Below are 23155 nucleotides of genomic sequence, written 5' to 3'. Positions count from 1 at the left end.
AGCAAAAACAGTTCGCTGAAGCTAGTAATCGGAAATTGGCAGCATTTCCAGAGCGATCAGGCCATCACAGGTCCGCAAATCGCAAACGATGGAAAGCAAATCGGGGGAAAGTCGTCCGCGCCGCACCTAGCAGGCACGAATAGCTCAGCGCTTCCGACGGACGCGGATCACCACATCGACATGAGTGATTTCCATGCCTTCCGGTGCCTCGGGCAGATCCGAAACGGAAATGTTGCCCACGGGAATGTCGAGCACGTCATTGGAGCCCTCGACAACGAAATGATGGTGATCGGACACGTTGGTGTCGAAATAGGTCTTGGCGGTTTCAAGCGACAGGACCCGCAGCAAGCCAGCCTCGGTAAACTGGTGCAGCGTGTTGTAGACTGTCGCCAGCGAGCATGGCACCCCAACGCCGACGGCCTCTTCGTGCAGCTCCTCGGCGGTCAGATGGCGGTCACCCTTGGCAAACAACAAATCCGCCAGCGCCACGCGCTGACGCGTCGGGCGAAGCCCTGCCCCGCGCAGGCGATAGGCCGAATCACGGTCGGTTGTTTTTGATCTGTGCGTAGCTGGCATGGTCGACAGCGTCCGGTCGATGGATTTCATTTGTTTCATATAACTTTTGTGGGCATTGCTTTCAATAGAGCTGTGAATTCGACTTTCCGAGCCGTCGCCCCTTTCACTTGCAAGGCTCATCCGGTATTCGGGGATGCCGTGTCTGGTGGCTTCGCCCCTGCGCGGGCCTGTGCTAGTTTGCACATTGCTAATGAATGCCGTGCGGAAAGACGGCGAACGAGGAGATGCTTTTTACATGGTCGACAGGCAATCCAGCTACAACTACGACGACATTCTCAAATGTGCGGAAGGTGAGCTCTTCGGACCCGGAAACGCGCAATTGCCGCTGCCGCCCATGTTGATGGTGCATCGGATCACCGACATTTCGGAAACCGGCGGCGCCTTTGACAAGGGCTATCTGCGCGCCGAATTCGATATAACCCCCGATCTCTGGTTCTTCCCCTGCCACTTCAAGGGCAACCCGGTAATGCCTGGCTGTCTTGGTCTCGACGGCATGTGGCAGCTGACAGGCTTCTATCTTGGCTGGCTCGGCGAAGAAGGCCGCGGCATGGCGCTGTCGACCGGCGAAGTCAAATTCAAGGGCATGGTGACGCCTTCGGTCAAGAAGCTCGAATACGGCATAGATTTCAAGCGGGTGATGCGTGGCCGGCTGGTGCTCGGCATCGCCGATGGTTGGCTCAAGGCCGATGGCGAAACGATCTACAACGCCTCGGATCTGAAGGTCGGCCTTGCTAAGGACAAAACTGCCTGACACTTGGCTGCAGTGTGCGAAGTAGCGCGCCAGGTGAATTCAGGACCCTCTACATGAAAGGGCAGGACATGAGACGAGTCGTCGTGACAGGCATGGGGATCGTATCCTCCATCGGCAACAATGCGGACGAGGTGACCCAATCCCTCCGTGAGGCCAGATCCGGCATCAGTTTTAGCGAAGACTTTGCTGAACACGGCTTTCGCAGCCAGGTCTGGGGTGCACCGACGCTGGACCCGACCGAGCTGGTTGACCGCCGCGCTATGCGCTTCCTGTCGCGCGGCGGTGCCTGGAACCACGTCGCCATGAAACAGGCAATCGAGGATGCCGGACTGACCGAGGCCGAAATCAGCGATGAACGCACCGGTATCGTCATGGGATCTGGCGGTCCCTCGACACGGACCCTGATCGACGCTGCCGACACCACTCGCAAGAACGGCAGCCCGAAGCGCATCGGCCCGTTTGCGGTGCCAAAGGCAATGTCGTCGACTGCTTCGGCCACGCTTGCGACCTGGTTCAAGATCCACGGCGTCAACTACTCGATCTCGTCGGCCTGCTCGACCTCGGCGCATTGCATCGGCAATGCGGCGGAACTGATCCAGTGGGGCAAGCAGGACATGATGTTCGCCGGCGGTCACGAGGACCTCGACTGGACCATGTCGAACCTGTTCGACGCGATGGGTGCGATGAGCTCGAAGTACAACGAGACCTCGCCGTCCACTGCCAGCCGCGCTTATGACGTGACCCGCGACGGCTTTGTCATTGCCGGCGGCGCAGGCGTGCTGGTGCTTGAGGAGCTTGAACATGCCAAGGCCCGCGGCGCCAAGATCTATGCCGAGCTGACCGGTTATGGCGCGACCTCGGACGGCTATGACATGGTCGCACCATCGGGCGAAGGCGCAATCCGCTGCATGCGCCAGGCGCTTGCCAATGTCGAAGGCCGGGTCGACTACATCAATACGCATGGCACCTCGACGCCGGTAGGCGATTCCAAGGAAATCGGCGCGATCCGCGAAGTCTTCGGCAGTGACATGCCGCATATCCAGTCGACCAAGTCGCTGACAGGTCATTCGCTTGGCGCCACCGGTGTCCAGGAGGCGATCTATTCGCTGTTGATGATGAAGGAGAATTTCATCGGCGAGAGCGCTCACATTACCGAGCTGGACCCGGAATTCGACGGTGTGCCGATCGTGCGCTCGCGCATCGACAATGCCAAGATCGACACGGTGCTGTCGAACTCGTTCGGCTTTGGCGGGACCAACGCGACGCTCGTCTTCCAGCGTCACAACGGGTGATCAGCATGGACGGGATTATGAAGGGCAAGCGCGGCCTCGTCATGGGTGTGCTCAACAATCACTCGATTGCCTGGGGCATCGCTCAGCAATTGGCCGAAGCCGGCGCCGAACTGGCCTTCACCTACCAGGCTGAGGCTTTCGAAAAGCGGGTCCGGCCACTGGCCGAGAGCGTCGGCTCGAAACTGCTCTTGCAGTGCGACGTCGAGGATGTATCGACCGTCGATGCAGTCTTCGACACGCTCAAGGCAGAGTGGGGCAACATCGATTTCGTTGTGCACGCCATCGGCTTCTCCGACAAGAGCCAGCTCAAGGGCCGCTATGCCGACGTGACCACGCGGGAGAACTTCTCCCGTACCATGGTGATCTCGGCCTATTCCTTCACCGAGGTGGCGCAGCGCGCGGCGCCGATGATGAACGAAGGCGGCTCCATCCTGACGCTGACCTATGGCGGCTCGATGCGGGTGATGCCGAACTACAACGTCATGGGCGTGGCCAAGGCGGCACTGGAAGCCATGGTGCGCTATCTGGCTGCCGATTACGGTCAGGACAGAATTCGCGTCAACGCGATCTCGGCCGGTCCTGTGCGCACGCTTGCGGGCGCAGGTATCGGTGATGCGCGCGCCATGTTCAACTACCAGAAGAAGAATGCGCCGCTGCGCCGGACCGTCGATATCGGCGATGTCGGAAAATCGGCACTCTACCTGCTGTCAGACCTGTCGTCGGGGGTGACGGGTGAGATCCATTATGTGGATTCAGGCTTCAACATCACCTCGATGCCGATCACTGAAGAGTTGAAGAAGGCCGATACCGAATAGACCGGACGAAAACGCCGAGCGAATTTGTAAAGCCCCGGAAGCTCAAGCTCCGGGGCTTTTTCGTGCGAAAATGGCACAGACGCCTACTCCTCGAAGGTCAGGCCGTCAGGATCGGCGCCCATGTCCTTGAGCGCGGCATTGATGTCGTCGACCATGTCGTCTGGACCGCAGACGTAGAACTGCTCGTCGGTGCTGCCTATCAGACGCTGGAGCATATCCTTGTCGATGCGGCCATGTTCGAAGCCGTCCTTTTTCTCGTCGCTGAGCACGTAGATCACCTCGAGCCCCAGCATGGCATCGAACTCATTGCGCAGGATGATGTCGGCTTCTCGCTTGTTGGAGAAGATCAGACGGTGGCCCGACAGTTCACCACGCTCGCGCAGCATGCGCAGGATGGCGATGAACGGGGTCACGCCCGCGCCGCCGGCGATGAAGGTTCCCTTGCCCTTGTACTTGATCGTGCCCCAGGGGTCGCCGATGATGAAGCTGTCGCCGACCTTGAGCTGGCCGATTTGTTCGGTCAGGCCGTCATGCGAGGGATAGATCTTGATCGTAAACTGAAGCTCGTCCCACTCGGGCAGCGCTGTGAATGTGAAGGGATTGTCGGAATCGCGCCAGCCATCCTTGTCGATCCCCACTTCGGCTGCCTGCCCCGGCGTGAACTCGAAACCGTCCGGCTTTTCGAAAGTAAACTGGCGGACGTTGTGGGTGATATTCTCGATTTTGCTGATGGCGAGCGTGTGGGCCATGGATTTGCTCCTGTGTTGGTGTTGCAGAGGCAATGCATGAGGGCAAGGGATTGTTCCGGGGGAGGCGCAGCGATCCGGCACTCTTCGCTTTCAAACTGCATTCGTTTGGACGCTTAATGATCAACGGCTTTGCTCAATCAGGCTAGCCCACTGAAGCAGGCGTAGCTCCTGCTCATCGAAATGCAGCTGGCTTTCACTCTGGAATTTAAGGATGTGACCAGACCTGCATATCTCTTCATCCGAAAGCCTCAAATGATCACCGGCCGCGCCAGACCTGCCATCGGATATGGCGCGCCGAATAGTAGTCAGAAGATATGCCGGTTCACATAGCAGGCATTCATACGGTCCGGGGAAACAGAAAAGCCCCCGAATCTTCACGATCCAGGGGCTTTGAATTCGTGGCTGCCTGCCGGTTAGCCGCCTTGAGGCACCATGCCGGGACTTATTCGTCGCCGGTGATTTCCTTGCCGGTTTCCTGATCGACGACCTTCATCGACAGGCGGACCTTGCCGCGTTCGTCGAAGCCGAGCAGCTTGACCCAGACCTTCTGGCCTTCCTTGACCACGTCGGAGGTCTTGGCAACACGCTCGGCAGCAAGCTGCGAGATGTGGACCAGGCCGTCCTTGGGGCCGAAGAAGTTCACGAAGGCGCCGAAATCGGCAACCTTGACCACGGTGCCTTCATAGATCACGCCGACTTCAGGCTCAGCCACGATCGAGTGGATCCATTTCTTGGCGGCCTCGATCTCTTTGCCCGAGGACGAGGCGATCTTGATGGTGCCATCGTCGTCGATGTTGATCTTGGCGCCGGTCTTTTCGACGATTTCGCGGATGATCTTGCCGCCGGTGCCGATGACGTCACGGATCTTGTCGACCGGGATGTTCATGACCTCGATACGCGGTGCGAATTCACCCAGCTGGCCGCGGCTTTCCGACAGCGCATTGCCCATTTCCTTGAGAATGTGCAGACGGCCGCCTTCGGCCTGGCTGAGCGCGATCTTCATGATCTCTTCGGTGATGCCGTCGATCTTGATGTCCATCTGCAGCGCCGTGATACCGTCAGCGGTACCGGCCACTTTGAAGTCCATGTCGCCGAGGTGGTCTTCGTCACCGAGAATGTCGGAGAGTACCGCAAACTCGTCGCCTTCCTTGATCAGGCCCATGGCGATACCGGCAACCGGCTTGGCCAGCGGTACGCCTGCATCCATCAGCGCCAGCGAGGTGCCGCAAACGGTCGCCATCGAAGAGGAGCCGTTGGACTCGGTGATTTCCGAGACCACGCGCAGGGTGTAGGGGAACTGCTCGGGCGACGGCATCATCGGGTTGATGGCGCGCCAGGCGAGCTTGCCGTGGCCGATTTCGCGGCGCCCGGGCGAACCGGTACGGCCGGTCTCACCGACCGAGTAGGGCGGGAAGTTGTAGTGCAGCATGAAGGTGGCCTTCTTCGTCCCCGTCAGGCTGTCGACATACTGCTCGTCTTCGCCGGTGCCGAGGGTGGCGACCACGATGGCCTGGGTCTCGCCGCGGGTAAACAGCGCCGAGCCGTGAGTGCGCGGCAGCAGGCCGACTTCCGAGACGATCGGGCGCACGGTCGAGAGATCGCGGCCGTCGATGCGGCTCTTGGTCTCGAGGATGGCACCGCGGACGACCTTGGCCTGCAGCGTCTTGAAGACGGCGCCGATGACTTCGGACGCGTAGCGCGGCTCTTCACCTTCTGCCGGAGCGAAGTGATCCTTGACCTTGGCCTTGACCGCGTCGATGGCGGCATAGCGGGCCGCCTTGTCGGTGTTGGTGTAGGCCTGGCGCAGATCGGCTTCGCACATGGCGAGCATTTCGGATTCGAGATCGGAATGATCGGGAGCTGCGAAATCGCGCGGTTCCTTGGCGGCGGCTTCGGCCAGCTTGATGATGGCGTCAACAACCGGCTGCATCGACTTGTGGCCGAACATGACCGCACCGAGCATGACGTCCTCGGAGAGTTCCTTGGCTTCGGATTCCACCATCAGCACGGCGTCGGAGGTGCCGGCCACGACGAGGTCGAGATCCGATTCCGGCATTTCGTCGACATGCGGGTTGAGCACGTATTCGCCGTTGATATAGCCGACGCGGGCACCAGCGATCGGGCCCATGAAGGGGATGCCGGAAATGGTCAGCGCAGCAGAGGCCGCAACCAGCGCCAGGATGTCGGGGTTGTTTTCCAGGTCGTGCTGCAGAACGGTGATGATGATCTGGGTGTCGTTCTTGTAGCCTTCAGGAAACAGCGGGCGCAGCGGGCGGTCGATAAGGCGCGACGTCAGCGTCTCGTTTTCGCTCGGGCGGCCTTCGCGCTTGAAGTAGCCGCCGGGGATCTTGCCGGCTGCGTAGGTCTTTTCCTGGTAGTTGACGGTCAGCGGAAAGAAATCCTGGCCGGGCTTGGGTGCCTTCGCCGAAACGACGGTGGCAAGCACGGTGGTCTCGCCGTAGGAGGCGACGACGGCGCCGTCAGCCTGGCGGGCAACCTTGCCGGTTTCCAGTGTGAGCGGACGGCCGCCCCATTCAATCTCGACCTTATGGGTATCGAACATGTCTTGTCCTTCGTGTGCGGGCTTGTGGGCGTGGCAACTCCGTGGCCGCGCGCGTCACTGTCCCGTGTGTTTGAGCGCATCTTGGGCAAGACAGCGGGAGGCTTTGAGGAGGCCGTGTCTTGAACGGCTAAAGCATCCGGCAATCCTGCCCCGTGACAGGCTATTTTGATGTCCTGATCCGAATGTCCGGAGAGCAGAACGGTTTCGGTGCGATTATCCGGCCCGGTTGGCCGGATGGCGCGCGCCGCAGCGCCACGGTCCCGATATAACAGGACCCGAGAATGGTTTCGGCGGGCGGTGCACGAGACCCCGCCCACCGAAAAGCAGTTAGCGGCGGATGCCCAGGCGGGCGATCAGCGCAGAGTAACGCGCTTCGTCCTTGCGCTTGACATAATCAAGCAGGGAACGACGCGTGGACACCATCTTCAACAGCCCGCGGCGTGAGTGGTTGTCCTTCTTGTTGTCCTTGAAGTGACCGGTCAGGTTGTTGATCCGTTCGGTCAGAATGGCAACCTGAACTTCCGGCGAGCCGGTGTCGCCTGGCTTGGTGGCGTATTCTTCAATCAGCGCAGCCTTGCGCTCAGCAGTAATCGACATCTCGTATCCTTTCATTCTGGATGGATCTGGCGCCCTCTGCCGGGATGTCGTCCAGCAGGGGCCTCGACGTGGCATGCAGGAAAAACCTGCAGCAACGGCTGGGCTATAGGCCAATTACCGCCAAAATGAAAGGAAAATGTGGCGGAGACCCACGAGAGTTCAGACCCGGCCAGGCGGGAACCGCCACTCCCGGCAGCCGGACCTGTGAAGTCAGCAGCCGCGCTTGACATAGGCGTCGGGCACAGCCTCAACCCAAGCAACCGAGCCGGCCTCTTCCTTCGAAATGTAGGGGCCGTCGGCAACACAGTAATAGCCGTTGCGAAAACCGTCGACGTCCGAGGTGTTGATAACACGCGATCCGGCGCCACCGCCAACTATCGGGCCGCCGAGTTGCAGCAAGCTGCGCTTGGCATCCGGGCGGCTCGTCGAGCAACCAAGAACGATGTACCAGCCGCAACCATTGACATCGAAGCCCGGCGTCTGTGCCCTGCCCGGATCAAGGGTTGCGCCGGACATCGCAGCCGCAAAGCCGGCGACTGCCGCAAAATGCCTATATCTGGTCATGGCTTCATCCCCATGGTCCTGCCCGGCTGTCGCTTAAAACGGCGAGGTTTTGAAGGTGGCAGTCTGTAACGCGGCAAGGCCCGGCGCAAATCTCGCGCCCATATCCCCGATCAGCCCTTGAAAACTCGCCGCGGGCGGAACTCGCCATCGGCAACTTCGCCGATCGAAAGCAGCTGGCCCCGTACGAAGGCGCAGGCGTCGTCGGTTGCAACCGGCGCGTCGCGGCCACGCAGAATGATCGGATTGCCCATGCGGATGCGGTGGGCCTGATCTTCACTCACATTGATCCGCGGCAGCATGCCCAGCGCCTCGCCGGGCGGCACCAGATATTCATCCAGCTTCGCCAGCCGCTCCGCGTCATCCTCGATTTCCTCGAGCGCAACCAGATCGGTGAGCGGAACCATGGCGTCTTCGGAGAACGGGGCGACCATGGTGCGGCGAAGCGCAGAAATGTGCCCATAGCAGCCGAGATCGCGGCCGAAGTCACGGGCCAGCGCGCGCACATAGGTGCCCTTGCCGCACTCGACCTCGAACACCGCATGATCGGCATCGGGGCAGCCCAGAAGCGTGATCCGGTGGATTTCGACTTCCCGCGCAGGAATATCAACCACTTCACCATCCCGGGCCATGTCGTAAGCGCGCTCACCTGCGATCTTGACGGCTGAGAACGCCGGCGGGATCTGCTCGATGACGCCGGTATAGCGAGGCAGCAACGCCTCGATGGCGGTTCTATCGGGGCGGTCGCCGGAGCTCGCCACGACCTCGCCCTCGAGATCGTCGGTGTTGCGCTGCTCGCCCCAGGCGACGGTGAATTCATAGACCTTGCGGCCGTCCATGATGTAGGGAACGGTCTTGGTGGCGTCACCAAGCGCGATCGGCAACATGCCCGAAGCCAGCGGGTCGAGCGTGCCGGCATGACCCGCCTTTTCGGCCTTGAACAGCCACTTGATCTTGGAGACCGCTTCTGTTGACCCGAAGTCCCAGGGCTTGTCGAGGACCAGCCAGCCGGAAATCGGGCGACCCTTCTTCTTGCCGCGACGGCCCATGTCAGGCCTTCCCTTCGGCTTCTGGGCCTGCGTCAGCCTCGTCGCCCTCGTCCCCGCGATCGAGGTCGCGGGCCACTTCAGGCGAACGCAGCAACGCGTCTATCTTTGAATAATTCTCGAAGCTGGTGTCGTCGCGGAAGCGGAGCTCGGGAATGTTGCGCATCTGGCGCAGTTCCGGCGAGACGCGGCCGCGGATGAAGCGGGCGTTCTTGTTGAGTGCGGCAATGGTCTCGGCGTGATCGTCAACGCCCAGCGGCGTGACATAGGCGGTGGCCACCTGGAGGTCTGGCGACATCCGGACTTCGGTCACGGAAATCAGGGTGTTGGAGATGACGGGATCGCGAATCTCACCGCGCTGCAGCACCTGGGTGAGGGCTGCGCGGACCTGTTCGCCAACACGCAGCATTCGCTGGGATGGGGCGGATGAGGATGATTTGGGCATGGGATTCCAACCAGGTTTGCGGGCCAAAGCGCCTGTTCAAACCGGTTGCCGGTGACGCACCTTGCCCCAATGTTCGTACATGTCGTTTTCGCAACACCGCTGCACATGCTTCCGCGACATGCATCATATGGCCCGAGGTGCAAAACGGAAGTCAGCCCGGCGCATAACGCGCCGGGCCTTTATCCGATTACAGCGAGCGCGTGACGTGTTCGACGCGGAAGCACTCGATGACGTCGCCGGCGCGGATGTCCTCGTAGTTCTCGAAGGCCATGCCGCATTCCTGGCCGCCATTGACTTCGGCGACTTCGTCCTTGAAGCGCTTCAATGTCTTGAGCTTGCCTTCGTGAATGACAACGCTGTCGCGGATCAGGCGGACGCCCGAGCCACGCTCGACCTTGCCTTCGGTGACGCGGCAACCGGCAACCTTGCCGACCTTGGTGATGTTGAACACCTCGAGGATCTCGGCATTGCCGAGGAAGGTCTCGCGACGTTCCGGCGACAACATGCCCGACATCGCTGCCTTCACGTCATCCACCAGATCGTAGATGATGTTGTAGTAGCGGATCTCGACATTGTCGCGCTCGGCGGCATCGCGTGCCTGCTTGTTGGCACGGACGTTGAAGCCGATGATCGCGGCGCCCGATGCTTCGGCGAGGCTGATGTCGGATTCGGTGATCGCTCCCGCGCCGGAGTGGATGATCCGGGCGCGGACCTCGTCGGTGCCGAGCTTTTCGATCGCGCCGGCAATGGCTTCGATCGAGCCCTGCACATCACCCTTGACCAACAGCGGGAATTCCTGGCTGCCGGTATCCTGCAGCTGGGTCATCATCTGCTCGAGCGAGCCGCGTGAACCGCTCTGACGCGCCGCCGCCTTGTCGCGGGCAAGCCGCTGACGGTATTCGGCGATCTCGCGGGCGCGGCCTTCGTTCTCGACCACTGCAAAGCGGTCGCCAGCCTGTGGCGTGCCCTGGAGGCCAAGAATCTCGACCGGGAACGCCGGACCGGCTTCCTTGACCTGCTCGCCACGGTCATTGACCAGCGCGCGCACACGGCCCCACTGGTCGCCAGCAACGAGGATCTCACCCGGGTGCAGCGTCCCGGTCTGAACCAGAACGGTGGCAACCGAACCACGGCCGCGATCAAGCTTCGCCTCGATGACCACGCCTTCTGCGGTGCGGTCGGGATTGGCCTTGAGGTCGAGCAGTTCTGCCTGCAGCAGGATGGCGTCGAGCAGCTTGTCGAGGTTGAGCTGCTTGGTCGCCGAAACCTCGACGTCAAGCACCTCACCGCCCATGCTTTCGACAAACACTTCATGCTGCAGCAGATCCGTGCGGACCTTGTTTGCATCGGCTGTCGGCTTGTCGATCTTATTGATCGCCACGATGATTGGCACACCGGCCGCCTTGGCGTGGTTGATCGATTCGATCGTCTGCGGCATCACGGCATCGTCAGCGGCAACCACCAGAATGGCGATATCCGTCGCCTGGGCCCCGCGGGCGCGCATCGCGGTAAAGGCGGCGTGACCCGGAGTGTCGATGAAGGTGATCAGCTGACCGTTCTTCTCGACCTGATAAGCACCAATATGCTGAGTAATGCCCCCGGCTTCGCCGGAGACGACATTTGCGTCGCGAATGGCGTCGAGCAGCGAGGTCTTGCCGTGGTCGACATGCCCCATGATGGTGACCACCGGCGGGCGCGACACCTGGTTGCCCTCGTCGTCCTTGACGTCGAAGATGCCTTCTTCCACGTCGGACTCGGAAACACGCTTGACGGTGTGGCCGAATTCGCCGGCAATCAGCTCAGCCAGGTCGGCATCGATGATGTCGCCGGGCTTCATCATCTGGCCTTCCTTCATCAGGTACTTGATCACGTCGACCGAGCGTTCGGACATCCGCTGCGAAAGTTCCTGAATGGTAATGGTTTCGGGCAGCTGCACTTCGCGCATCACCTTCTCGCGTGGTTCCTGCGTCATCGAGCGACGCATCTTCTCCTGGCGTCGACGCATTGCCGACAGGGAGCGACCACGCGAATTGCCGTCATCATTGAGCGCAGAGGTAAGCGTCAGCTTGCCGCGGCGGCGATCATCCTCACCCTTCGGGCGTGTCGGCTTGGCAGCTTCAGGGCGAGCAACCTTGGCACCCGGGCGTGCGGGAGCGCCAGGACGGGCAGCGCCACCCGAGCGGGCCGGCGCTTCATCGTCGTTTTCGCGGCGGCGTCCCCGCCCCGAATCCGCAGACGTGGGCGGCACGGCTTCATCAGGCGCATTGGCGGCGGCTTCCTTGGCGGCCAGCGCCTCGGCTTCGGCTTCCTTGGCCCGCTTGGCATCCTCTATGGCCTGAAGCCGGGCTGCCTCAGCCTCTTCTGCTGCGCGGCGTGCATCTTCCTCGGCCTTGCGTGCGGCTTCTTCCTCTGCGCGCTTGCGCTCTTCCACGTCACGGATCCGGCTGTCCTGCAGAGCGCGGCGGCGGGCTTCGAGTTCGCTTGCCGAAAGCTGGTTGAGCACGGCACCACGCGGCGCTGACTTCTGCGGCGCGGGGCGTGCGGCAGCCGCCTTCGGCTCGGCGGCAGCCGGGGACGGCGCGCTCGGCGCAGCCTTGGGAGCCGCCTCGGCACTCGCAGGGGTCTGGCTCTGCGCCGGCGTAGCTGCTTGAGCCGGGGCCGGCTGGGCAGGCTTATCAGCGGCCGGAGCGGCCGGGGTCGCAGGGCGCGGCTTGAGAGTTACCGGCGGAACCGGCTTGTCGTCCTCGGGGCGGTTGATGCGGCGCTTGCGCGTCTCCACCACCACCGCCTTGGTGCGGCCGCGTCCCATCTCCTGGCGAACCATCCCCTGTTCCACAGAGGGGCGCTTCAGCGAGAAGGTCTTCTTGCCGGTAACACTGATCGTCTTGTCGTCGTTGCTGTCGCTCATTCCGTATCCGTTTCCGCGGGAAACCGCATCGCGCCTGAGCGCGTCGGCTTCTTGATCTTTCGCATCCGGGGCATGAACCCCGGCAGCCCGTTTTCAGCCCGGCCCCGCATCGGGGCCGTTTCTGTAGCGCGCAAGCATCTGTGCGCGCTTCACTACACCCTCACCGGCCTGCCCTGCAAGCGCGGCGGCATGGATAAAAGCGCCATCACCCAGGACAAGCGCCAATTCATCGGCTGAAAACAGCCGAAAGACGGGTATTTCCGCCTCCTTGACGCCCATCGCTCGCGCCGTGTTGGCCTGGCGCAATTTGCGTACGCCGTCATCAGCCGCATCCGTCGCATGCATCAGCGCCAGTGCGGCGCCGGAGCGGATGGCATCATCCACCTTACCAGATCCGGTGATGAACTGGCCGGATTTTCGCGCCAGATTCATCATCCCGAAAAGGCTGTCGCAAAGCAGCCTGTCGACCACTGCCCCCAACTCGGGGTCGGTGGTCACTTCACATTTCAGCGCCCGGCCGAAGAGCTTGCGCTTGACCGCAAGATCGACAGAGCTCCGCTCGGCCGTTACCCAGCAACCGCGCCCCGGAAGGGCGTGGCGCAGGTCCGGAACCACGGTCCCGTCCGGTGCGGCGACAAACCGGATCAGGCCATCCGGCTGGCCACGCTCCCTGGTTACTATGCACATCCGGTCGTTCACGGGCTCGATCCTGACCTTCACCGCAGAGCCTCCGGGGACACCCGGCCTCAGGCCTGTTCGCCGCCTGCCGCTGCCACTTCTGTTTCCGCTTCGCCGTCTTCGGCCTCGGCGGCTTCCTCTTCCTCGACGACCAGCTCGTCTTCAGTGATCCAGCCGACCGCAAGGCGGGCCTGCAGGATCATCTGCTCGGCTTCCGCACGGCTGACTTCGAGGTCCGAGAAGAGCCCGTCGAACCGCTTGGTTTCGCCATCCTTGCGCTCCGACCAGCCGGTCAGATCGTCGACGGCGCAACCGGCGAAGTCCTCGACCGTCTTGATCTCGTCGCCACCAAGCGCCACCATCATTGCCGTGGTGAGACCGGGGATCGAGCGAAGCTCATCCTCGACGCCCAGCTCCTTGCGCTTGGCGTCCAGTTCGGCTTCGACCTTGTCGAGATATTCGCGCGCACGGGTCTGCAGCTCGTTGGCAGTTTCCTCGTCGAAGCCATCGATCGCAGTGATTTCACCGATCTCGACATAGGCGACTTCCTCGACCTGGCTGAAACCTTCCGAGGCAAGAACCTGGCCGACCATCTCGTCGACATCGAGAGCTTCCATGAACAGCTGCGTGCGCTCGTTGAATTCCTTCTGACGGCGCTGGCTTTCTTCTTCCTCGGTGAGGATGTCGATGTCCCAGCCGGTCAGCTGCGAAGCAAGGCGGACGTTCTGGCCACGGCGGCCGATGGCCAGCGAGAGCTGCTCGTCGGGCACGACGACCTCGATGCGCTCGGCATCTTCGTCGAGAACGACCTTGGCCACTTCGGCCGGCTGCAGCGCATTGACGATGAAGCTTGCAGGCGATGGCGACCAGGGGATGATATCGATCTTCTCACCCTGCAGTTCGCCGACCACGGCCTGCACGCGGCTGCCGCGCATACCAACGCAGGCGCCAACCGGATCAATTGAGGAGTCATTGGAAATCACCGCAATCTTGGCGCGGCTGCCCGGGTCACGCGCAACCGAGCGAATCTCGATGATGCCGTCGTAGATTTCAGGCACTTCCATCTGGAACAGCTTGACCATGAACTGCGGATGGGTGCGTGAAAGGAAAATCTGCGGGCCGCGCTGCTCGCGGCGGACGTCATAGACATAGGCGCGGACGCGGTCGCCATAGCGGAAGGCTTCGCGCGGGATGGTCTCATCGCGGCGGATGATGCCTTCGCCGCGGCCGAGATCGACGATGACGTTGCCATATTCGACACGCTTGACCGTGCCGTTGACGATCTCGCCGATGCGGTCCTTGAATTCGTCGAACTGCCGGTCGCGCTCGGCTTCGCGTACCTTCTGGACGATGACCTGCTTGGCGGACTGGGCGGCGATGCGGCCGAAATCCATCGGCGGCAGCGGATCGGCAATGAAGTCGCCGAGCTGCGCATCGGGGTTCCGGTCGCGTGCCAGCATCAGCGGGATCTGAATCGAATAGTCTTCGGCATGCTCGACAACCTCAAGCAGTCGCTGGAGGCGGATTTCGCCGGTCTTGGCGTTGATGTCGGCGCGGATATTGGATTCCGAGCCATAGCGCGAGCGGGCAGCTTTCTGGATTGCGTCAGCCATGGCGGCGATAACGATTTCGCGGTCAATGGACTTCTCGCGAGCGACCGCATCGGCGATCTGAAGAAGCTCAAGCCTGTTTGCACTGACTGCCATGTCTGTCTCCATATGTCGGGCTGCGGCTGGCAGCCCTGGTCTGGTTTGGGTCCATCAACGGGACCGGATCAAAGGAACGCCGAAGGGCGGTCCGAATTTCTGCCCGGGATCAGGCGCTGTCGTCGTTCCCGGAGTCTTCCTGGGTTGCCCCGGCATTGTTCTCGTTTGCCGCGGCGGCAGCCTTTGCAGCCTTGTCGGCGCGTAGCGATTCGCGGATCAGCTCGTCGGTCAGCACCAGCTTGGCTTCGGCGAGTGCCGAGAACGGGATAACCGCAACATTTTCTTCACCGTAGGCAGGCTGATCACGCTCGACCGAAAAACCGGTATCGGTGACATTGCGGATATATCCCCGGAAGCGCTTGCGGCCATTGATCAGAACAGACGCGTCGCAACGGGCGAGATGACCTTCCCAGCGGACAAAATCGGATTTGCGCACCAGCGGACGGTCGATGCCTGGCGATGATATCTCAAGATGATACGCCTTCTCGACAGGGTCTTCAACATCAAGCACCGGCGAGATCGCCCGCGACACCGCTTCGCAATCCTCGACGCTCATGGTGCCGTCGTTGCGCTCGGCCATGATCTGCACGGTCAGGCCGTTCTGGCCCGAGGAGCGGACCCGCACCAGGCGCATGTCCAGCGACTGAATGACCGGCTCGACAATCTGTGCAATGCGCGCGTCAACACCGGTCTCGGTGACCAGTCGTTCCTCATTGGGCATTGCCGTGTCTTCTGTCATTGGGCCGTGTCCTGACTGCTGCAAGCGCCGCACCTCCAACAAGACCCGAGGGAGCAGGAGATGCAGCACCTTGTGAGTGCCGCAGCGCCCCGGTCCGTCATGCTCAAGGTGACGCGCTGCAATTGTTCGTCTGACCGTCCGGCAACAAAAAAGAGCGGGTCCTTGCGGGCCCACCCTTGTCCAAACGACCAAGAATTTGGACGTTGTATAGTCCGATTTGCGCCAGCGGGCAAGCCATTTCGATCCCGCGGCCGGATACAGCGTTTTCGTGCACAGCCGATTCGCGGTCGGAAGGAAGCACACAGCGCGTGACCTTGCCTGAAATGTGCCGAACAGATCGTGCCGGAGGTCACCTGCTTCCGCGCGACGTGATACGCCAGCCGGCTTGTTCAGCTGCGCAGAAATTCCAGGTAGCAGGGTGTACGGCCTTCACGGATCGCCTTGGCCTCGTAACGTGTGCCCGGCCAGCCCTGCCACGGTTCCCGCCAGTCGTCAGCCTTACGGGCCGTCCACTCGAACTCGGGATGGTCGCCGATGTGCGCAAGCGTCCAGTTGACATAGGTGTCGATATCGGAGGCAAAGCAGAAACGGCCGCCGGGCTTGAGAACCCTGGCGAAGCGATCGAGATTGACCCGGGACACGAAACGCCGCTTCCAGTGCTTCTTCTTGGGCCATGGATCCGGATAGAGCAGATCGATGTGATCGATGCAGGCATCGGGCAACCAGTCGAGAACCTGGGTCGCGTCGTCATCGTAAACACGGATGTTGTCGAGAGCTGCGCTCTCCAGGCCACCGAGCATCTTCGCCATCGAGTTGACGAAGGGCTCGACACCGATGAAGCCGGTGTCGGGCGCCAGGCCGGCGCGGTGCAGCAGGTGTTCACCGCCGCCGAATCCGATCTCCAGCCGGACCGCCGAGACCGGTTTCGGCCAGAGACTTGCAAACGGTTCCGGCGCGGGCTTTGAAAGATCGAGCTTGAGCACAGGAAGCAGCCCCGACAGCGCTGCCGCCTGCGGAACCTTGAGGGCCTTGCCCTTGCGGCGGCCGTAAAACGCCTCGGTGGCGCGGCTGCGCCTGTGCGGGCTGGTCATGTTCGGATCCCCGGCGTCAGACCTGTCTCAGCCCTTGATCGCTTCCTTGAGCGGCTTGACCAGGTCAAGCTTTTCCCAGGAGAACGATCCGTCGCGGCCGGCCTTGCGGCCGAAATGGCCGTAGGCCGCGGTGCGGGCATAGATCGGCTTGTTCAGGTCCAGATGCTTGCGAATGCCGCGCGGCGTCAGGTCCATGACCTTGGGCAGAGCGTCTTCCAGCGCCGCTTCAGACACCTTGCCGGTATCATGGAAATTGACGTTGATCGACAGCGGTTGCGCGACGCCGATGGCATAGGCAAGCTGGATGGTGCAGCGGTCGGCAAAGCCCGCGGCAATGGCGTTCTTGGCCAGATAGCGGGCGGCATAGGCCGCGGAACGGTCGACCTTGGTGGTATCCTTGCCCGAGAACGCGCCGCCGCCATGGGGCGCTGCGCCACCATAGGTGTCGACGATGATCTTGCGGCCGGTGAGGCCGGCGTCGCCATCCGGCCCGCCGATTTCAAACTTGCCGGTCGGGTTGATGTACCATTTGCAATCATCCGCGATCTCGAGCCCGGTCAGCGCTTCGCGGATATAGGGTTCGCAGACCTGCCGCACCTTCGCCGAATCCCAGCTTCCATCAAGGTGCTGGGTCGACAAGACGATCGAGGTGACTTCCGACGGCTTGCCGTCAACATAGCGCACCGTGACCTGGCTCTTGGCATCCGGCCCGAGTGTGCCGACATCGCCCTCGCCCTTGTGACGTGCGGCAGCGAGCAATTCGAGGATCTTGTGGCTGTAGTAAATCGGAGCCGGCATCAGTTCCGGCGTCTCGTTGCAGGCATAGCCGAACATGATGCCCTGGTCGCCGGCACCCTCGGACCCCTGATGGTCGGCAGCGTTGTCGACACCCTGTGCGATGTGGGCGGACTGAAAATGCAGCAGCACGTCGATCTTGGCCGTCTTCCAGTGGAAGCCCTCCTGCTCGTAGCCGATGGACTTGATCGCCCTGCGCGCGGCAGACTTGAACTTGGACGGGTTGATGACTTTCTTGCCGTTCTTGTCGGTCTTGACCAGCGATGGCGGTACGCGAACCTCACCCGCGATGACGACACGGTTGGTGGTTGCCAGCGTCTCGCAGGCGACGCGGACGCTCCATGGATCTACGCCGGTCTTCTTCGCCTCCCGATAGACCAGATCGACGATCTCATCCGAAATACGGTCACACACCTTGTCGGGGTGGCCTTCGGAAACAGATTCACTGGTGAAAAGGAAAGTCGAGCGCTCCATGGCAGGCTCCATCAGTTTGAAGTGTTGAAGCTTCTTAGTGGTAACGCATGATTCTGACAAGGTCAGAATGACATAAATATATCTTGATATGATTGACTTGAAACGCCGATATTGCCCACCACCCGGCAGCGCTCAGCCAGGGCTTCATCATGGCAAATGCGCCGCGTCCGCACTCTCTTCGTGCGGCACGCGGCGCAATCAGGTCCGGCACTTACCCGATACTGTCAACAAACGGGTCGCGGCAGTTCAATCGGTGTCAGGTTCCGAAGCGAGCGACTTGACCAGGTCCACCAGCTTGCGGCGGACCTTCGGGTCAGGGATCTTGATGAAGGCGCGGTTGAGCTGCAGACCCTCTGAAGAAGACAGGAAATCCACCACGTAATTCGAGCTGTTGGCTTCGGCCATTCCCGGCTGGGAAGTGGCCGGATCGCCCGGCGCATCCTCGAAGAAGAAACTTACCGGCACGTTGAGAATGGTCGAAATATTCTGCAGACGGCTGGCACCAACCCGGTTGGTGCCCTTTTCATATTTCTGGATCTGCTGGAAGGTGATGCCTAACGCCTCGCCGAGCTTCTCCTGACTCATGCCGAGCATGGTCCGCCGCAAGCGGATCCGGCTGCCGACATGGATGTCGATCGGGTTGGGTTTTTTCTTGTTTTCTATCATGCTTTCGTCCTGACAAGAGCCGCGGCCCTAAGGTTGATTTATCCCGCATTGATTGCAGCTCATAAATAGCCGGAAGCGTCCGGTCAGTCAGTGAGTAACCTCCGACGGGAAATGGGTTGACGAAAACAACTATGCTATTTTGGGGGTTTTGCGTCAATCAAACCGTTGATTTTTACTTCTGCGAGCAACGACCGCCATCACAACCATTATGACGATTATCAATCCAAAGTTAAATCGCCTAATTCTTATAAGCAAAAACTGGTCGGACGGAGACGGCAAGGCAACGTCGAAAACCCCGGCTTCACCGAGCGGCAAACTGCCGATTATCCGGCCACCGGTGTCAACCACCGCGGAGATGCCATTATTGGCCGCGCGGACGAGCGGACTGCGGGTCTCGACGGCCCGCAACTGCGCCTGGCGCAAATGCTGATAAGGGCCCGGTGTCATGCCATACCAGGCGTCGTTGGTGAGATTGAGGAGCAAGTCACCGCGTGCTTCCGGCACACTCGACAACGCGGGAAAAATCGCCTCGTAGCAAATCAGCGGCACCGCGCCCAAACCACCGGGCAAGGCCAGCAGACCGCGGCGGTCGGCAGCGGAAAAGCCGCCGAAGGTTTCCGCGACGGGGGTGAAGCCAAACCGGCGCAACAGGTTTTCGAACGGCAGGTATTCGCCAAAGGGAACCAGGTGCGCCTTGTCGGCCGATCCGATGATCTGGCCCTCATCGTCAATTACGTAGATCGTGTTGTAGTAACGCTGTGGCGCGCCTCCCACTCCATCCTCGAAACGGACCGCTCCGGTGACCAGCGTCTGACCGACCTGGAGCATGTCGGCTATGCGGGAAAGCGCTCCGGGGTTCTCGGTCAGCAGGAAAGGCAGTGCAGTCTCGGGCCAGATGATATGCGTCGGGCGCGGCTCTCCCTCGCGCGGCGGCACCGCGCTGAAGGCCAGAAGCCGCGCAAAGATCCGTTCGCGCGCCTCGAGATCCCACTTAGCGGACTGGTCGATCGCCGGCTGGACAATCCGGACGATGGCATTGGAGGCGACGGCGGACGTGGAATCGAGCCGGTACAGTGCAAACCAGCCATAGCCGAGATGGGCGGAGAAAAGTACCAGCGCGGCAACGAGGCCCGTGACCGCACCCTGCCTGGTTCCGACCAGCGCAGGCGCTGAAAAGACGAACACGGTCAGGGCCGACATGCCGAACAGGCCGACGAACTCCACCGACTGCATCATCAACGGCGCCGGCATGGCCGCATAGCCCATTGCATTCCAGGGAAAGCCTGTCAGCACGAAACTGCGCAGCCACTCGATCAGGCCGAAGGCAGCGCCCAGTGCCGCGATCCGGCCGATGCCGTCGGACCACAGCAGCCAGGCCGTAGCGGTGGCAAGTCCGTAAAACAGCGCCAGGATCGCCGGCAGGCCGAGCACTGCAAGCGGCAGAGCCCAGGCGAAACCACTCGCGTCCACCAGCAGCGCATTGCCAAGCCACCAGAGACCAGCAACGAAATAGCCGAAGCCGAACCACCAGCCGGTCGCGAAAGCAGGCCGAATCCGTCCCAGCAACCCACGTTCAGCCGATCCGCTGGCGCCGTCCAGCAACCAGACGAGGACCGGAAAGGAAATGAACAACACGGCAAAGAAATTGAAAGGCGGCAATGCCAGAACCGCCAGGGCTCCGGCGGCGAATGCCAGCAGGATGCGCTTGCCGCCCCAGCTCAGCATGATGGATTCAGCGATCCGTTCCAAATCCGGTCTACTCCCCGCCAACAAGGATCCTGCCCAGCCGATAGCTATCGGATAAGCGAATCAGTAGCCGCATCTTTTCAAAAAACCAGCGGCATGTCCGTCATCCGACGCGGCTTTTTTCAGCTTGCGCAAGGAGTGGGTTGTCCGTGTCACGGGCATTCGGTGGCCGATCGGATACCAGACCCCGGACTGGCGCTGCATATGTGGTTCAAATCTCAGGCGGCGCTGGCGTCACCCGGGTCGGAACTCTTCTTCTGCGCGGCTTCGCCACGGGCCGGACGACGGCGCGGTGGCTGGCGTTTCCGGATGATGCGCACCCGTTTGACGCGGCGCGGATCGGCATCCATGACGTGGAACTCGAAGCCCTGCAGGGCCTGCACAACTTCGCCGCGGGCGGGCACACGCCCAAGCTCGGAGAAGATCAGCCCGCCGATGGTGTCGACCTCTTCGCTTTGTTCGCGAATGTCGAAATCCCTGCCGATCTCGTCGGCAAGATCTTCCAGTTCGGCCTTGGCGTCGACAACCCAGATGTCCTCGCCTGACTTGGTGATCAGGGTTTCGTCCTCATCATCATGTTCGTCGGCGATATCGCCCACCACCATCTCGACAATGTCTTCAAGCGAAACCAGGCCGTCGGTTCCACCATATTCGTCGATCACCAGCGCCATCTGGATCCGGTTCGCCTGCATCCTTTGCATCAGGTCGGAGGCCAGCATGGAGGCCGGCACGAACAGCACTTTGCGGGTAATGCCTGACTCCTGCAGCGTCTTGCTCAGATCGACGCGTGAAAGTTCCAGCGCATTCAAGGAATTGAGTTTCTGCAGCGCCGTGGCGCTCTTGGCCGCCGACTTGCGCTTGGCACGGGCCTGCTTGGTGATCCAGGCAAGCAGATCACGGATATGAATCATCCCGCGCGGGTCGTCGAGATTCTCGGCATAGACCGGCATGCGCGAATGTCCCGACTCCTCGAAAATCTCGAGAAGACGGCCGAGCGATGTGGTCTGATCGACGGCTTCGACATCGGCGCGCGGCACCATGACATCTTCCACCCGCACCTCGCGCAAGCGCAGGATGTTGTGCAGCATGGCGCGTTCATCAGGCGAAAACGCCTCATGCAGCTCCCCACCCGATTGCAAGGCGTCGTTCAGATCTTCGCGGATCGACTCGCGGTCAGACGGAGGAAACAGCGCGCGCACGAGCCGCTGCCAGAGGCCCATGCCGCCACGTTCATCTTCATGGACAATCACTTCTCCCCCGCGTGCAGACACGGGGGGATGACTGGGGGCTTCTTCTGTGGAAGGTGCGCTCGAAGCGCTTTGCGCGTCTCCGGTCGGGGCCGGGGCATTGCTCTGTTTCATCGTCTCTTCAATGTCAAACCGGCTCGGTATCGCCGTATGGGTCAGATAGGTCAAGCGAGGCCAAAATGCGAGTCTCGATGGCCTCCATTTCCTCGGCATCACTGTTTTCGATGTGATCATAGCCGAAAAGATGAAGAAATCCGTGCACAATCAGGTGTGTGATGTGCTCGTCAATCGGCTTGTCCAGCTCAGCGGCCTCACGCTCGATTGTCTCGCGGGCCAGAATGATGTCGCCGAGCATTGGGCCCGGCTGGCCACCCGGTACCAGCGGAAAAGCCGGGAATGACAGCACGTTTGTCGGCTTTGGCTGGTTGCGCCACTGGCTGTTGATGTCGGTCATCATCGCATCATCAGCCAGCACGAGCGAGACTTCAGGAGGCGTTTCGGGAAACGGCTGCGCCTCGTGACCGGCCAGATCCGCGACGGCCGCCGCAAGTGCCGTCTCGGCCAAAGCCTCGACCGCCTCGAGGTCGCCCCACTCGCCACCTTCGACCGCTAGTGCCAGGCTGATTGCCGGAGATTTTGTCATTCCTCGGCGTCTGGCTTCGGGTAGAGCTTCTTGTCGTAGGCCTCGACAATGCGCTGCACCAGGGGGTGGCGCACCACATCAACACCACGGAAGCGGCAGGTGACGACACCGTTGACGCCGTCCAGAACCGACAGGGCTTCAACCAGGCCGGAGGTAACACCGCGCGGCAGATCCACCTGGCTGGGATCGCCGGTGATGATCATGCGCGAGTTCTCGCCCAGACGGGTCAGAAACATCTTCATCTGCATCTGGGTGGTGTTCTGCGCCTCATCGAGGATGACTGCAGCATTGGCCAGGGTGCGGCCACGCATGAAGGCCAGCGGCGCGATCTCGATAACGCCGGCGGTCAGCGCACGCTCGACCTTTTCACCCGGCATCATGTCGTAAAGCGCGTCGTAAAGCGGCCGCAGATAGGGATCGACCTTTTCCTTCATATCGCCGGGGAGAAAGCCCAGCCGCTCGCCGGCTTCCACCGCCGGGCGTGACAGGATGATGCGCTCGACAGAGCCGCGCTCGAGCAGCTGCGCCGCGTGGGCAACCGCCAGATAGGTCTTGCCGGTGCCGGCGGGCCCGACACCGAACACCAGCTCCGCACGCTCCATGGCGCGAATATAGGCGTCCTGGGTCGGCGTCCGGGCAATGACGGTCTTCTTGCGGGTGGCGATCTGCGCCAGGCTCATCTTGCCCTTGCGCTCCAGTGTAGGCAGCACCAGCTGGTCGTCGGCCGCGAGCGCCATGCGGATGGCACCCTCGACGTCTGACGTCTCGACACTGGCGCCCTTGAGAAGCCGGTCGTAGAGATAATCCAGCGCCCGGCGCGCCTGGTTGGTGGAGATTTCCTCGCCCCGCAGAGTGACCGTATTGCCACGCGCCCGCGCGTCGATCTTGAGCTTCTGCTCGATCAGCGCCAGGTTCTGGTCGAACTGGCCGAAAAGCTCACTGGCAAGACGGTTGTTTTCAAAAGTCAACGCGAGGTGGGTGGTATCCGACGCGCCCGATTTGGGCGTCGCAGCTTCTGTCCTGGACAGGTGCTCAGCTGTCAAACGATCTGGCTCCATAAATGCACC

Annotated in this window: 21 protein-coding genes; 3 read left to right on the top strand and 18 right to left on the bottom strand. The window is 61.6% G+C overall.

What is annotated here, in order from left to right:
- Positions 1 to 144: 144 nt before the first annotated feature.
- Entirely contained in the window at positions 145 to 576 is a 432-nt protein-coding gene (gene irrA / locus CRO46_RS13865; RefSeq protein ID WP_097108681.1) for an iron response transcriptional regulator IrrA, read from the bottom strand.
- A 235-nt stretch (positions 577 to 811) separates the two neighbouring features.
- Here irrA and fabA point away from each other — a divergent pair, with 235 nt between their 5' ends.
- The 3 genes from fabA (at position 812) to fabI (ending at position 3434) form a co-directional block, all read left to right on the top strand.
- The gene (gene fabA, locus CRO46_RS13860; RefSeq protein WP_097108389.1) at positions 812 to 1327 is read left to right on the top strand and encodes a 3-hydroxyacyl-[acyl-carrier-protein] dehydratase FabA; all 516 of its coding nucleotides are present in this window, start codon (positions 812 to 814) and stop codon (positions 1325 to 1327) included.
- A 68-nt stretch (positions 1328 to 1395) separates the two neighbouring features.
- Positions 1396 to 2619 carry a beta-ketoacyl-ACP synthase I gene (fabB, locus tag CRO46_RS13855; protein ID WP_097108388.1) on the top strand — a complete coding sequence of 408 codons (1224 nt, stop codon included), beginning with the start codon at positions 1396 to 1398 and terminating at the stop codon, positions 2617 to 2619.
- Positions 2620 to 2624: 5 nt separating this feature from the next.
- Positions 2625 to 3434 (top strand): enoyl-ACP reductase FabI, encoded by an 810-nt coding sequence (gene fabI / locus CRO46_RS13850; RefSeq protein ID WP_097108680.1) that lies wholly within the window; start codon positions 2625 to 2627, stop codon positions 3432 to 3434.
- A gap of 83 nt (positions 3435 to 3517) precedes the next feature.
- Here the strand turns inward: fabI and CRO46_RS13845 are convergent, their stop codons facing one another.
- From CRO46_RS13845 to CRO46_RS13765, 17 genes are all read right to left on the bottom strand, one after another.
- Positions 3518 to 4183 (bottom strand): ferredoxin reductase domain-containing protein, encoded by a 666-nt coding sequence (locus CRO46_RS13845; protein ID WP_097108387.1) that lies wholly within the window; start codon positions 4181 to 4183, stop codon positions 3518 to 3520.
- Between the two features lie 442 nt (positions 4184 to 4625).
- On the bottom strand, positions 4626 to 6746 hold the full coding sequence (pnp, locus tag CRO46_RS13840; RefSeq protein WP_097108386.1) for a polyribonucleotide nucleotidyltransferase: 2121 nt from the start codon (positions 6744 to 6746) through the stop codon (positions 4626 to 4628).
- A 327-nt stretch (positions 6747 to 7073) separates the two neighbouring features.
- Complete coding sequence (gene rpsO, locus CRO46_RS13835) at positions 7074 to 7418, bottom strand: 30S ribosomal protein S15 (RefSeq protein WP_244577897.1); 345 nt, start codon at positions 7416 to 7418, stop codon at positions 7074 to 7076.
- Between the two features lie 135 nt (positions 7419 to 7553).
- Positions 7554 to 7907: a hypothetical protein gene (locus tag CRO46_RS13830; protein WP_097108384.1), complete on the bottom strand. Its 354-nt coding sequence runs from the start codon at positions 7905 to 7907 to the stop codon at positions 7554 to 7556.
- A gap of 110 nt (positions 7908 to 8017) precedes the next feature.
- Positions 8018 to 8953 (bottom strand): tRNA pseudouridine(55) synthase TruB, encoded by a 936-nt coding sequence (truB, locus tag CRO46_RS13825; RefSeq protein WP_097108383.1) that lies wholly within the window; start codon positions 8951 to 8953, stop codon positions 8018 to 8020.
- 1 nt (position 8954) lies between these two features.
- On the bottom strand, positions 8955 to 9395 hold the full coding sequence (rbfA, locus tag CRO46_RS13820; protein WP_097108382.1) for a 30S ribosome-binding factor RbfA: 441 nt from the start codon (positions 9393 to 9395) through the stop codon (positions 8955 to 8957).
- Positions 9396 to 9582: 187 nt separating this feature from the next.
- The gene (infB, locus tag CRO46_RS13815; protein WP_097108381.1) at positions 9583 to 12303 is read right to left on the bottom strand and encodes a translation initiation factor IF-2; all 2721 of its coding nucleotides are present in this window, start codon (positions 12301 to 12303) and stop codon (positions 9583 to 9585) included.
- 93 nt (positions 12304 to 12396) lie between these two features.
- Positions 12397 to 13011 (bottom strand): RNA-binding protein, encoded by a 615-nt coding sequence (locus CRO46_RS13810; protein ID WP_280176271.1) that lies wholly within the window; start codon positions 13009 to 13011, stop codon positions 12397 to 12399.
- Between the two features lie 38 nt (positions 13012 to 13049).
- Positions 13050 to 14687, bottom strand: a complete 1638-nt coding sequence (gene nusA, locus CRO46_RS13805) for a transcription termination factor NusA (RefSeq protein ID WP_097108380.1) — start codon at positions 14685 to 14687, stop codon at positions 13050 to 13052.
- Between the two features lie 109 nt (positions 14688 to 14796).
- On the bottom strand, positions 14797 to 15426 hold the full coding sequence (gene rimP, locus CRO46_RS13800; RefSeq protein WP_097108379.1) for a ribosome maturation factor RimP: 630 nt from the start codon (positions 15424 to 15426) through the stop codon (positions 14797 to 14799).
- 389 nt (positions 15427 to 15815) lie between these two features.
- The gene (gene trmB / locus CRO46_RS13795) at positions 15816 to 16517 is read right to left on the bottom strand and encodes a tRNA (guanine(46)-N(7))-methyltransferase TrmB (protein WP_097108378.1); all 702 of its coding nucleotides are present in this window, start codon (positions 16515 to 16517) and stop codon (positions 15816 to 15818) included.
- A gap of 27 nt (positions 16518 to 16544) precedes the next feature.
- Complete coding sequence (metK, locus tag CRO46_RS13790; RefSeq protein ID WP_097108377.1) at positions 16545 to 17786, bottom strand: methionine adenosyltransferase; 1242 nt, start codon at positions 17784 to 17786, stop codon at positions 16545 to 16547.
- Between the two features lie 246 nt (positions 17787 to 18032).
- Positions 18033 to 18452: a helix-turn-helix domain-containing protein gene (locus CRO46_RS13785; RefSeq protein ID WP_097108376.1), complete on the bottom strand. Its 420-nt coding sequence runs from the start codon at positions 18450 to 18452 to the stop codon at positions 18033 to 18035.
- A 153-nt stretch (positions 18453 to 18605) separates the two neighbouring features.
- Positions 18606 to 20201, bottom strand: coding sequence for an apolipoprotein N-acyltransferase (gene lnt, locus CRO46_RS13780; protein WP_097108375.1), 1596 nt, complete (start codon positions 20199 to 20201; stop codon positions 18606 to 18608).
- A gap of 215 nt (positions 20202 to 20416) precedes the next feature.
- Positions 20417 to 21559 (bottom strand): hemolysin family protein, encoded by a 1143-nt coding sequence (locus CRO46_RS13775; protein WP_097108374.1) that lies wholly within the window; start codon positions 21557 to 21559, stop codon positions 20417 to 20419.
- 13 nt (positions 21560 to 21572) lie between these two features.
- Complete coding sequence (gene ybeY / locus CRO46_RS13770; RefSeq protein WP_097108373.1) at positions 21573 to 22088, bottom strand: rRNA maturation RNase YbeY; 516 nt, start codon at positions 22086 to 22088, stop codon at positions 21573 to 21575.
- The gene (locus CRO46_RS13765; protein WP_244577896.1) at positions 22085 to 23131 is read right to left on the bottom strand and encodes a PhoH family protein; all 1047 of its coding nucleotides are present in this window, start codon (positions 23129 to 23131) and stop codon (positions 22085 to 22087) included. Before CRO46_RS13765 ends, ybeY begins: the two co-directional genes overlap by 4 nt.
- Positions 23132 to 23155: the final 24 nt, after the last annotated feature.

The sequence above is a fragment of the Parahoeflea halophila genome (assembly GCF_900220985.1).
Lineage (GTDB): Bacteria > Pseudomonadota > Alphaproteobacteria > Rhizobiales > Rhizobiaceae > Hoeflea > Hoeflea halophila.
Note: the sequence above shows the minus strand (reverse complement) of the source record. Positions and strands in the feature narration are given on the sequence as shown.